Origin of the sequence: Corynebacterium sp. HMSC08C04 (genome assembly GCF_001807495.1) — a bacterium.
GTDB classification, from domain to species: domain Bacteria; phylum Actinomycetota; class Actinomycetes; order Mycobacteriales; family Mycobacteriaceae; genus Corynebacterium; species Corynebacterium simulans.
In genome coordinates this window covers 109,731-122,082 of record NZ_KV789201.1, presented here as the reverse complement: position 1 = coordinate 122,082, position 12,352 = coordinate 109,731, and the positions used below count along the sequence as shown (strand labels likewise).

At 58.4% G+C, this 12,352-nt stretch carries 10 protein-coding genes; 1 reads left to right on the top strand and 9 read right to left on the bottom strand.

Features of this window, described 5'->3' with window-relative positions; all coding sequences use genetic code 11:
• Positions 1–44: 44 nt before the first annotated feature.
• From HMPREF3169_RS02900 to HMPREF3169_RS02880, 5 genes are all read right to left on the bottom strand, one after another.
• Positions 45–236, bottom strand: a complete 192-nt coding sequence (locus tag HMPREF3169_RS02900; RefSeq protein WP_061922482.1) for a ubiquitin-like protein Pup — start codon at positions 234–236, stop codon at positions 45–47.
• 73 nt (positions 237–309) lie between these two features.
• Complete coding sequence (dop, locus tag HMPREF3169_RS02895; protein WP_070455631.1) at positions 310–1,827, bottom strand: depupylase/deamidase Dop; 1,518 nt, start codon at positions 1,825–1,827, stop codon at positions 310–312.
• Positions 1,812–3,371: a proteasome ATPase gene (gene arc / locus HMPREF3169_RS02890; RefSeq protein WP_061922476.1), complete on the bottom strand. Its 1,560-nt coding sequence runs from the start codon at positions 3,369–3,371 to the stop codon at positions 1,812–1,814. The genes dop and arc overlap by 16 nt, the downstream gene beginning before the upstream one ends.
• A gap of 92 nt (positions 3,372–3,463) precedes the next feature.
• Complete coding sequence (locus tag HMPREF3169_RS02885; protein ID WP_061922473.1) at positions 3,464–4,300, bottom strand: tRNA (adenine-N1)-methyltransferase; 837 nt, start codon at positions 4,298–4,300, stop codon at positions 3,464–3,466.
• A gap of 45 nt (positions 4,301–4,345) precedes the next feature.
• On the bottom strand, positions 4,346–5,605 hold the full coding sequence (locus tag HMPREF3169_RS02880; protein WP_061922470.1) for a M18 family aminopeptidase: 1,260 nt from the start codon (positions 5,603–5,605) through the stop codon (positions 4,346–4,348).
• Between the two features lie 46 nt (positions 5,606–5,651).
• Between HMPREF3169_RS02880 and HMPREF3169_RS02875 the strand changes: the two genes are divergently transcribed.
• On the top strand, positions 5,652–6,476 hold the full coding sequence (locus HMPREF3169_RS02875; RefSeq protein WP_070455630.1) for a RecB family exonuclease: 825 nt from the start codon (positions 5,652–5,654) through the stop codon (positions 6,474–6,476).
• On the opposite strand, the gene HMPREF3169_RS02870 is transcribed toward HMPREF3169_RS02875, so the two are convergent.
• From HMPREF3169_RS02870 to hisG, 4 genes are all read right to left on the bottom strand, one after another.
• A complete protein-coding gene (locus HMPREF3169_RS02870; protein ID WP_070455629.1) occupies positions 6,473–8,140 on the bottom strand; it encodes a formate--tetrahydrofolate ligase in 1,668 nt (555 codons plus the stop codon). The genes HMPREF3169_RS02875 and HMPREF3169_RS02870 overlap by 4 nt on opposite strands.
• A gap of 85 nt (positions 8,141–8,225) precedes the next feature.
• Positions 8,226–9,533 carry an anaerobic C4-dicarboxylate transporter gene (locus HMPREF3169_RS02865; protein WP_070455628.1) on the bottom strand — a complete coding sequence of 436 codons (1,308 nt, stop codon included), beginning with the start codon at positions 9,531–9,533 and terminating at the stop codon, positions 8,226–8,228.
• 295 nt (positions 9,534–9,828) lie between these two features.
• Positions 9,829–11,361, bottom strand: a complete 1,533-nt coding sequence (gene aspA, locus HMPREF3169_RS02860) for an aspartate ammonia-lyase (protein ID WP_061922458.1) — start codon at positions 11,359–11,361, stop codon at positions 9,829–9,831.
• Between the two features lie 144 nt (positions 11,362–11,505).
• Entirely contained in the window at positions 11,506–12,351 is an 846-nt protein-coding gene (hisG, locus tag HMPREF3169_RS02855) for an ATP phosphoribosyltransferase (RefSeq protein ID WP_061922455.1), read from the bottom strand.
• Position 12,352 lies beyond the last annotated feature (1 nt).

Below are 12,352 nucleotides of genomic sequence, written 5' to 3'. Positions count from 1 at the left end.
GATGCGGCGGGCATAAACGTGATCCGTGTGCGCCTCGCTCACGTTTATTCGCCGCCCTTTTGCACATATGCGCGTACGAATTCTTCAGCGTTGTTTTCAAGCAAGCCGTCGATCTCATCAAGCAGATCATCCGTGCCCGCGCTATTGATGCTCACCTGGCCCGCGGAGAACTCCGCGGCCTCGTCACCGTTGCTACCGCCGTTGCCGGCGTTTACCTGGGATTGGTTTCCGCTCATTGTCTCTAAACCTTCTTTCTTTCCTACTATCTTTCTATCTTTTCGGTGAATTGCTTCCTATGGATACTTCGCGCTAACTGCGCCGAATTGCTACCCCGGCCTTATCGAGCTCAACGAGTAGTGTTTCGACGTCGTCAGCCCGCTCGATGAGCTCCGCAGCATCAGCTGCGCCTAGCTCTAGCGTGTCATCGAGAGTGACGGTCGCGATACCGGAACCACTGCGCAGGGAGACAGACTGCCAGCTGGCGGCAACGACTTCCTCACCGTATTTTTCTATGACTCGACCGCGGAAGAACGCACGCGTATCCCGCGGCGGGTTTTGGGCTGCCCTGTCAATCTCCTCCTCACTGACGAGCACGCGCATGCGCCCCTTTCGCACCAGCGCATGGTAAAGCGATTTGGCGGGATCGACGTCAGTGTATTGGAGATCGATAAGAGCCAGCTTGGGATCATCGATGGCTACGCCGCGATCCATGTATCCCTTGAGCAACTGGTATTTGGCTACCCAGTCCACCAGATGTGCTGCGGAAAGCGGCTCTGCCGCGAGCAGGCCGGCGACCTCGTCCCACGCCGCCAGGACCTTCTCATCCACGTCGTTCGTCGGAGTGACCCGCTTGCGATATTCAGCTAGCAAATCAAGTGCTGTGAGCTCGCGTCCGTCCTTGAGCTTCAGCTTGTGCTGTAGCTTGAGGTCTCGGCTAACCAAGGAAACCTCGGCCACCGCATCGCGGAGCTGTAGGTCGCTGAAATCGACGCCCGCTTCAATGGCATCAAGCACCAAGGAGGTCATGCCAAGCTTCAACAAGTTTGCTGTCTGCGACATGTTGGCATCGCCAATGATGACGTGTAGGCGCCCAAAGTCCTCGGCTACCGCGTGCGGCTCGTCGCGAGTGTTGATGATGCCGCGGTTGAGCGTTGTCTCCAGCGAGATCTCCTGCTCGATGTAGTCGGCGCGCTGGGAGATCTGAAATCCTGGCTCTTCACCTTCTTGTCCAAGGCCAACGCGGCCAGCGCCAACCACTACCTGGCGTGCCACGAAGAACGGGATGAGGCCCGCGGCAATCGCGGAAAACTCGGTAGAGCGCCGGTACTGGTAATTTTCGTGCGAACCGTAGGATGCGCCTTTGCCATCCACATTGTTCTTGTAGAACTTCAGTGGCGGGCACGGATCATGATTCGCCAGCACAGATGTGCCCTGCGCGGATAGGCGCGCTACCGCTTCGGCGGCTTGTCGCAAAACTACGTCACCGGCGGCGTCGTAAAGCATGGCGTCCCAAGCATTCGTGCATTCCGGGGAGGAATACTCCGGGTGCGCGTGATCGACGTAGAAGCGCGCACCGTTTGCGGTCACCACATTGGCCACGCCGATTGCATTTGGATCAACCACAGGAACGGTTTGATAGCGCTTCAAATCAAAACCGCGGGAGTCACGCAGCGGATGTTCCTCGCGGAAGTCCCAGCGCGAACGCGCCAAAGTATGAAGCGCCGCATAAGCCACCACGGCATGGGTCGAGGTGACAATGGGCGAAAACTCCGGACTCGTGGGAGTGGAAATCCCGTACTCAGTTTCTGTTCCTAGGACGCGTGCCATGAGGTACTCCTAAAGCCCATTAGCTCGACTCGGGTTACTTCTGCGCCAGCTTGGGTGCCGGCAACAATCTTGGTCCACTCCTCAGGGCTAGCCGAGGTTGGTACGTATTCTGACTCCGCCTGCTCCGCGGCAATGGCCTGGCGTAAGTGTTCCGAAGTAATACCGTGCGTGCTTATCTCGCTATCAGCAAGCGCGTCCTTGATCGCAAGCTTCTTTGCACGCGCTACGATGTTGGCAATCATCGCGCCGGAGACAAAGTCGCGGTAGAACAACGTCCGTGGCTCATCATTGCGGTAATGCAGACGTACGAAGGGTCGCTCCGAATAGAGCTCTTCGACTGCAGAATCAATCAGCCCCTCGAGGTCCGCCTGGTGCGGCACCTTCTGACCCAGATGCCGGCTAAAGATCTCGCGGGCGCCTTGCTTGCTGGGGCGATTGACGCGAATCTTGATGTCGAGTCGGCCCGGGCGCATGATGGCGGGATCGATGAGCTCCTCACGGTTGGTGGCGCCGATGACGATGACGTTGCCCAGCTTTTCGACGCCATCGAGCTCCGTCAGCAGCTGCGGAACCACCGTTGTCTCCATGTCTGAGGAAACTCCGGAACCACGGGTACGGAAGATGGATTCCATCTCGTCAAAGAAAACGATGACCGGGCGGCGCGAATCCTGGGCTGCGAGTTCGCGAGCGCGTTCAAAGATAAGGCGAATGCGGCGCTCGGTCTCACCCACGTACTTGTTTAAGAGTTCAGGGCCCTTGACGTTCAAAAAGAAGCTCGGGCCGCCACTACCCATCTTCGTAGCGAGCGAATTGGCCACGGCCTTAGCAATCAAGGTCTTGCCACAGCCCGGCGGGCCATAAAGCAGCACGCCCTTCGGCGGCTCCAAGTCATATTGCCGGTAAAGATCCGGATGCAGGAAAGGCAGCTCGACCGAATCGCGGATTTGGGAGATCTGAGCATCCAGACCGCCGATGTCGTCGTAGCTAAGCTCTGGGACCTCCTCCAACGAAAGCTGTGCCACCTCGGACTTTTCAATCTTTTCGAGCGCGACACCTGCCTTGCCATCGACAAGGACTGTGTCGCCAGCGCGAATGCCCTCGCGAAGACGGGCGGCCAAAAGCACCACCTGCTCCTCGCCGGAGGAGTTCGCCACGATGACGCGGGTGGTGCCTAAAGTCTCTTGCACGGTGGCAAGGCTTCCCGTTTGCGGGTGTCCACAAGCTTCTACAACGACGAAGCCCTCGCCTAAACGCACGAGTTGGCCGGCTTCAAGGCTGCCTGGCTCTAGGTTGGGCGAGACCTTAACCCGCATGGGGCGGCCGTTGGTATAGACCTCGGCGTCGCGCCGGGAATCATGCGGCTTTCCTGAGTATCCGAGGAATACACCATAGGTTGAGGCAGGCTCTGATAGTTCGTTGACCTCGGCCAACATCTGCTGCAGCTTGTTGCGGGAATCCTGCAGCAGCGAAGCGAGCTTGGTGTTGCGCTCGGCTAGCTGATCAATCTGCCTTTTGAGGGCGGCTGTGTGACTTGCGTCGGTCATAGCTACACACTAGCGCGTGAACCATGCCGACAAGTCAGGTTGGCCTAAAATCTCCCCGCGGATTCTTTGGCTCCGCTTCGTTTCTTTTGCACCTACTTGCGGGCGCGGCGCTGCGGGCGGGGTGGAGTCACGCCGTCGGCAAGGCGGCGCGTCCAGATGAGGAACGCAGTGTGCGCGTTCATGCGGTGCTCTGGACGGGTGGCAAGGCCTTCCACCTTCCATTCACGCACGAGGGACTCCCAGGCCTTCGGCTCGGTAAAGCACTTCAGCTCGCGGATCCCCTCCATGACCTTCATCAGCTGCGGCACGGTAGCCACGTAGGTCATGAAAACGCCGCCAGGGATCAGGATGTCGCGAACCTTCTCCAAATGCTCCCACGGCTCAAGCATGTCGAGGATGACGCGGTCGACCGGACCGCCGAGTTCTTCCACGGTGACGTCCGCCAAATCACCCAAGCGCGGGGTCCACCACTCAGGCTGCTCGCCGAAGTATTCCTTGACGTTGTCCACGGCGTACTCCAGGTGATCATCGCGCACCTCGTAAGAGAAGACGTGTCCCTGCGGGCCAACGGCGCGCAGCAGCGTCATGGACAACGCACCGGAGCCGGCGCCAGCCTCCAGGACGCGTGCGCCCATGAAAATATCGCCTTCGACCAGGATCTGCGCGGAGTCCTTCGGGTAGATGACCGCCGCGCCACGCGGCATGGAAAGCACGTGGTCCACCATCAAGTGGCGGAAGAGCAGGAAGTCGCTGCCCAGCGTGGAGCGCACCACGGAGCCCTCATCCAGACCGACGATTTCGTCGTGGCGGATGATGCCCTTGTGCGAGTGAAACTCGCCGCCTTCCTCAAGTATCACCGTGTAGTGGCGGCGCTTAGCATCGGTCAGTTGGACGCGATCGCCATAGTGAAAAGGTCCGGAATAAGGCATGGTGTGTGCTTCCTATGCTTTCTCGTGGATTTAAAGGAGGTTTAATTAACCTAACAAGTATGCCTCAATGGCCTTGGCCATCCATACTTGGTCACGTTCGCCGACCATCTCGCGTGCGGAGTGCATAGAAAGCATCGGCACGCCGACGTCGACGGTGTCGATGCCTAAGCGGGTCGCGGTGATGGGACCGATGGTGGAGCCACAGGGCACGTCGTTGTTGCCCACGAAGCGCTGGAAAGGAACCTTGGCTCGCTCGCATGCGCGCTCCCACAGGGAGACGGTCGTGGCGTCGGACGCGTAGCGCTGATTGCCGTTGATCTTGGTGACGGGGCCCTTACCGATAATCGGGTGATGCGTGGGATCGTGCTTGCCTGCGTAATTAGGGTGGACCGAATGCGCGGCGTCGGCCGACACGCAGCAAGAACGCGCATACATTTGATACCGCTCCTCCTCGTTGGCTCCCAGCGCGCGACCAGTGCGCCCCAGGACATCGGCGAGAATCGGGCCGGCAGCACCGAAACGAGAAGCCGAGCCCACCTCTTCGTGGTCGAAGGCAGCCATGACCAAAATGTCTTCGTGTCCATAGTCCTTCTGCTGGGCGGCATTGCGCATTGCGACGAGGCTGGCAAACACGGAAGAAAGATTATCCATGCGGCCGGCCGCGATGAAGCGCTCACCGGTGCCGAATACGGCGCCCCGCTGGGCATCGGCAGTAATGAGATTGAATGCAGAGATCTCATCCTGAGCCACGCCGATGGACTCCGCTACCACGCGCAATACCGAGGCATCGGGAGTGCCCACGGAAAGCACCGGCTGCATGTTGTGCTGGCGATCCGGCTTGAACTCGTCCTTGCGGTAGAGGTGGATAGCCAGCGAAGGAAGACGCAGAATCGGGCCGGTGTTAACCAAATGATGCACGCCATCCTTCGTTACCACCTGACCGGCAACGGTCAGCTCACGGTCAAACCAGGTATGCAGCAACGGGCCGCCGTAAATTTCTACCGCGACCTGCTGCCAGCCCGCAGCATCAAAATCGGGGGTCGGCTTGAGCACAAGGCCCGGCGAATCTGTATGAGAACCGATGATCCTAAACGCGGAGTGTTTGCCCGCGCCCTCCGGCACGAACCAAGCCATGATGGCGCCGCCGCGAATCATGTAGTGGCCGCCTGGGGCTGCTGACCATTCCGCGGCCTCATCCTGGCGGACAAAGCCCACCTCTTCTAGCTGCCGCGCCACCTCATGGGCCGCGTGATAGGAAGAAGGAGAAGCGGCTATGAAATCAAGGAACTCATCCGAAATACTCATGCCTCCTACTTTGCCATGAATTGCGCCGCGCTAGGCTAAAAAGACCATGGCTGATGCACGAAAACCTCGCCCGTTGGCGCTTTCGCCTTCTCGGGCCTCAGACTATAAACAGTGCCCACTTCTCTACCGCTTTCGGGCAATCGACAAGCTCCCCGAGCCGAAGACCGTAGCGCAGGTAAAAGGAACGCTGGTCCACGCAGTTTTAGAAAACACCCACAAGCTGCCGCGCGAAAAGCGTGACTACCCCGCTGCAGTGAAAATGATTAAGCCGGAATGGGCCAAGATGGTCGCTGCCGACGCCGAGCTTAAAGAGCTCGTGCCCGAGGAAGAAACCCTCGATTTCTTCGTAGCGGCCCGCGAATTGCTCAAGGGCTATTTCCAGATGGAAAACCCGCAGGGCTTCGATGCTAAAGAATGCGAGATGTACGTCAATACCGTCTTGCCAAACGGCGTGCCGGTCCGCGGCTTCATCGACCGCGTGGACGTTGCCCCAACCGGTGAGGTCCGCGTCGTGGACTATAAGACCGGCAAGAAGCCAATCCCCCGCTTTAGCCAAGACGCCCAGTTCCAGATGCGTTTCTACGCGCTTGTCTATTGGCGAATGCTAGGCGTCATCCCCGCCCAGCTGCGCCTGATGTACCTCAAGGTCATTGACTCGATGTTCCTTACCCCAACCCGCGAAGAGCTGGAGTACTTCGAGCGCGATCTAGGCGAGCTATGGGCAAAGATCGAGGGCGACGGTAAGGAAGGTCTCTTCCGCCCGAAGACCTCGAAGCTTTGCGGCTGGTGCTCTTTCCAAGAGCTTTGTCCTGAATTCGGCGGAACCCCGCCCGAGTATCCGGGTTGGCCGGGCTCCGCCGCAGATAACTAGAACAGGCCGGAAATGGTGCCATCGGCGGCAACATCGATGTTGTTGGCCGCCGGCTTCTTCGGCAGACCCGGCATGGTCATGACGTCGCCAGTCAGCACCACGATGAAGCCCGCGCCAGTACGCGGCAGCAGCTCGCGCACGTGGAGGGTATGGCCCTCTGGAGCGCCCAAGGAAGCCGGGCTATCGGAGAAGGAGTACTGCGTCTTTGAGATGACCACTGGGAAGTTATCCCAGCCATTGTCCTTGATGTACTGCAGGTCCTTCTTGGCCTTCGGGCCGTACTCGATAGAGGTTGCACGGTAGACCTCGGTGGCGATCTTTTCGATGGACTTTTCCACGCCCTCTGCTGGATCGTAGAGCTGATGTGCCTGACCCTCGGAGAGGTTTTCTAAGAGAGTTTCTGCCAACTCCTTGGCTCCTTCGCCGCCCTTTGCCCAGACATCTGCCTCAGCCAGGGCGACGCCAAAGTCCTTGGCCCAGGTACGCATGAATTCGCGCTCGGCCTCGGTATCGCTGTAGAAGGAGTTAAGCGCAACTACTGGTTGCAGACCAAACTTGCGGATATTTTCAACGTGGCGCTCGAGGTTGACGATGCCCTTGCGCAGTGCATCAAGATTTTCCGTGGTCAGGTCCTCACGAGCTTGGCCGCCGTTGTACTTCTGGGAGCGGATGGTGGCAACGACCACAGCGCCCGCGACGTCGAGCTCGCCAAAGCGAGCCTTGATATCCATGAACTTCTCGCCGCCCAAGTCGGCGCCAAAGCCAGCCTCGGTGAGCACAATGTCGCCGAACTTCATCGCAGTCTGTGTTGCAAGCAAGGTGTTGCAGCCATGCGCAATGTTGGCAAAAGGTCCACCGTGTACGAATGCCGGGGTGCCGCCCAGAGTCTGTACTAGGTTCGGGTTGAGGGCGTCGCGCATCAAAGCAGTCAGTGCGCCCTCGGCATCAAGCTCGCGTGCCGTGACTGGCTCTTGGTCGAAGGCATAGCCAACGGTGATATCACCCAAGCGCTTCTTAAGGTCTTCGAGGTCAGTAGCCAGGCCCAAGATAGCCATGATCTCAGAAGCTGCGGTGATGGTGAATCCAGTTTCCGCAGGCACTCCGTGTGCCGCGCCGCCGAGGCCGGTGACGACGCCGCGCAGCGCACGGTCATTGACATCGAGGCAGCGCTGCCAGGTCACGCGGCGCGGGTCGATGCCGAGCTGATTTCCTTGGTGGATGTGGTTATCGATGATGGCAGCCAAGGTGTTGGTGGCCGCTGCGATGGCATGGAAATCACCGGTGAAATGAAGGTTGATATCCTCCATCGGGACAATTTGGGAATAACCACCGCCGGCGGCACCACCCTTGATGCCCATGACTGGACCTTGGGAAGGCTCACGCAAAGCGACGATGGCCTTGTGCCCCAGTAGTGCCAAAGCATCGGTTAGGCCAATCAGCGTTGTGGACTTGCCTTCACCAGCCGGTGTTGGAGAAACACCAGTGACGAGCACCAGCTTGCCTTTATTGGGAAGGTGCTCGAGCTTCGTGATATCAACCTTGGCTTTGGTGTTGCCATAAGGAATGAGCGCTTCCTCCGGGATTCCCGCACGAGAAGCAATATCGGTAATTGGCTCCAGTTTGTGAGCCTGTGCGATTTCGACATCTGAGAGTTGGGTAGCCATGGCTTTATGCTACAGAGAAAAGCCGCCCGATCTGCCTGTTTCGGAGAAAAGGACAGTGGGCGGCTAAATTGTCAAATCGCGGGCTCTAGGCGATGACAGCACCGAGTGCGTAGCTCAGCAGAACAGCGACCACGATGGAGACCGTTCCTGGGATGAGGAATGGGTGGTTGAACACAGCCTTTCCGATGCGGGTGGAGCCGGTATCGTCCATCTCAACTGCGGCCAGCAAGGTTGGGTAGGTCGGGAGGATGAACAGAGCGGAAACGGCTGGGAATGCGGCCAGTGCGGTCAGCGGGCTTGCGCCCAGGGCCAGCGCGGCCGGCAGCAGCGCCTTGGTGGTAGCAGCCTGGGAGTACAGCAGTGCGGCGGCGAAGAAGAGAACGACGGCCAGCATCCACGGAGCGGACTTGACGACGTCGCCCGCCATGGTCTGGATGTTGTCCATGTAGTGGTTGATGAGCGTGGTGCCCAGCCAGGCGACGCCGAGAACACACATGGAAGCAGACATACCGGACTTGAATACCGGGGTGTTGAGGATGTCAGCGGCTGGAATCTTGGTGATCATCACGATAAGCGTTGCTGCGGTGAGCATGACCGTCATGATGGCCTCGTTGCGTGGCAGCGTCGGCTCGGCGATGAGGCCAACCTGCTCCGAGGTTAGCGTTGCCCAAATCATGACGATGACGATGGCAGCCAGGAAGATGTAGATGGAGGCCTTTGCGCCCTTTTGCGTGCTTTGGTCGGTGTGTCCCTTCGGCATTGCGACGAGGCCCTGTGCGAGGCGCTCCTGATAGACCGGATCGTCTTCTAGCTCCTTACCCATGTGGTTTGCTAGCCAAGCAGCCGGGAAGATGCTGAGGAAGGTTGCTGGAATAAGAACGCCGAGCAGCTGGAGGTAACCGATGCCGGTTGGCTCCAGAAGCGAGGCCAGCAGGACCACGGCGGCGGAAATCGGCGAGGCACAAATTGCCATCTGGGAGGACACCACGGCGATGGAAAGCGGACGCGATGGGCGGACCTTGCCTTCCTTTGCTACCTCGACGATGACGGGCAGCGTAGAGAATGCGGTGTGGCCAGTACCTGCTAGAACGGTCATCAGCCAGGTGACGATCGGTGCATAGTAGGTGATGCGTCGCGGGTTCTTACGCAGGAAGCGCTCGGCCACCTGGACCAGGTAGTCCATACCGCCCGCGCGCTGCATGGCGGCGATGGCGGCAATAACGGTCATGATGATGCCGATGACGTCGAAAGGGATATCTTCGCGGGTAACCGGCACGCCTGTTAGGCCCAGCAAGAGGACGCCGAGACCGCCAGCGACACCGATGCCGATTGAGCCAATGCGGGCACCTAAGTAAATCGCGGCGAGGACAATGAGGATATGGACTACAGCCATGGGAATCTCCACAAGGTCGAAAAATTAAATGGCTTCCTCAGCCGAAAATAAACGAGTCAGCCATGCTCTGTCCTCCCCATTGTCCCCCAAATCATGTGGTTTTGGTTAATTAAAACGCCCGTTTGTGCTTGTTCCCACAAAATTAACCTTTTGCATTACGGTTGGTTGATTGAAAACCAGAGAAATCCCTGCACAACAACAAAACGACGAAAGGCCATGTGGTAAAACCACATGGCCTAAAACCCGTACCTAATAGCTCGCGGGGGCGCTGATACATTTAGGGCTTAGGTCGGATTTAGTCCTCGTCGATGTAGAGCTGGCCGCGGAACTCTGGGTGCATCAGGTTCTCAACGGACAGAACCTTGGACAGGGTTGCCTCGTCCATAAGGCCCTTCTCCAGAACGAGTTCCTTGACGCCCTTGCCGGTCTTCAGGGACTCCTTAGCGATTTCGTCACCGTTGTGGTGACCGATGAACGGGTTCAGATAGGTGACGATACCGATGGAGTTTTCAACGTATGCGCGGCAGACATCAGCGTTGGCGGTGATGCCGGTGACGCACTTCTCGCGCAGGGTGTCAACAGCGTTGCCCATGATACGGATGGACTGGAACAGTGCCTCACCGATGACCGGCTCCATGACGTTGAGCTGGAGCTGGCCAGCTTCAGCAGCCATGGTGACAACGTGGTCATTGCCGAAGATCTTGAAGCAGACCTGGTTGACAACCTCTGGGATAACCGGGTTGACCTTACCCGGCATGATGGAGGAACCAGCCTGGCGAGCAGGCAGGTTGATCTCGCCCAGGCCAGCGCGTGGGCCGGAAGCCAGCAGGCGCAGATCGTTACAGATCTTGGCCAACTTCATAGCGGTGCGCTTGATGACGGAGTGCAGCAGAACGTATGCGCCGCAGTCGGAGGTTGCTTCGATGAGGTCGCGAGCGGTCTTGATCTCCAGGCCAGTGACCTCGGATAGAGCTGCGGTGACCTGGTGGCGGTAGCCAGCTGGGGTGTTAACGCCGGTACCGATTGCGGTGGCACCGAGGTTGATCTCCAGCAGGCGCTTCTGAGCGTCGCGCAGTACAGCCTGCTCCTCAGCCAGGTTATGAGCGAATGCCTTGAACTCGTCACCCAGGGTCATAGGAACAGCGTCCTGCAGCTGGGTGCGGCCCATCTTCAGGATGTCCTGGAACTCGTTGCCCTTGTCGTGGAAAGCGTTCTGCAGGGAATCGATGCGCTCGATCAGGGTGTCCAGGGAGTAGTACAGACCCAAGCGGAAACCGGTTGGGTATGCGTCGTTGGTGGACTGGGACATGTTGACATCATCGTTCGGGTTGATGATGTCGTATGCGCCCTTTTCCTCGCCGAGGTACTCAAGAGCGAGGTTGGCAACAACCTCGTTGGTGTTCATGTTCAGCGAGGTGCCCGCGCCGCCCTGGAAGACGTCGAGCGGGAATTGGTCCATGCAGCGACCCTCGTCCAAGATCTGGTCACATGCCCAGATGATTGCTTCTGCCTTCTGCTTAGGCAGAACGTGCAGACGACGGTTGGCCATTGCGGTGGCCTTCTTGACCATCACCATGCCGCGGATGAAGTCTGGAATGGTGTTGATAGTGACGTAGGAGATCTGGAAGTTGTCGATGGCGCGCAGGGTGTGGACACCGTAGTACGCGTCATTCGGGATCTCCATGGAGCCGAGAAGGTCGGTCTCGGTGCGAGACTTCTTAGAAGAAGACTTCTTAGCCTTGGCAGCGTCCTTGGCCTCGTTAGCAGAAGGTTTTACGCCCTCCTGCTTAGCGTCGATTTCTGCATCCTTCTTAGTGGTCTTAGCCATTTGGCGGGACTCCTTAAGTGGTCAATACTCGCTGAAAAATCCGCGAGCATTTCGAACGATAGTTGTTTGAGTAAACTCAAGGCCCATCGTAGCTAGAGCAGGCATTCCGGCGTTCAATCTGCGCAAGATCTCTAAAATTTACCCCTAAAAGCGGGCGATGCGTAGCTCTGATGCCAGGATAGCTTCCGCTCCCAACGCCGAAAGGTGGTCCATAATTCGATTCGCATCCTGCCGTGGGACCATCGCGCGCACCGCTACCCAATTGTCCCTTGCGAGAGGGGCAACCGTGGGCCCGGTAAGCCCCGGTGTTACTGCCGAAGCCGCCTCCAAGTCTTCTTTGGGCACGTTGTAATCGAGCATCAAATAGTTACGCGCATTTAGGATGCCCTGGATGCGTTGGAGGACTACTTGCTCTTCATCGCTCAATCCCACGCCGGCGCGCTTGATGAGGACCGCCGTGGACTCGGTGATGGCTTCCCCAAACGGGGCAAGCCCCTGCTGACGCAGCGTCGCTCCGGTAGAGACCACGTCTGCGATCGCATCGGCAACGCCTAAGTGGATGGAAATTTCCACCGCACCATCGAGGCGGATAACTTCAGCTTCAATCCCCCGCTGCCGCAGATCCGCGCGCACGAGATTGGGATAAGAAGTAGCGATCTTTTTGCCCTGCAGCTTTTCAATGGTCCAGTCTTCACCCTGGCGGGCGGCGTAGCGGAAAGTGGATGCGCCAAAGCCTAAATCTAAAACCTCGTTGAATGATGCGCGGGAGTCACGCGCGAGATCGCGACCAGTTATGCCTAAGTCCAAGACGCCTTGGGCGACGTAGATGGCGATGTCTTTGGGGCGCAAAAAGAAAAACTCGACGCCGTTAGCCTCGTCAACGATGTTGAGTGCCTTGGAGTGCCCGCGGCCTTTGTAGCCGGCTTCTGCCAAGATGCTAAGGGCAGCCTCGGACAATGATCCCTTGTTGGGAACGGCAACTTTAATCATC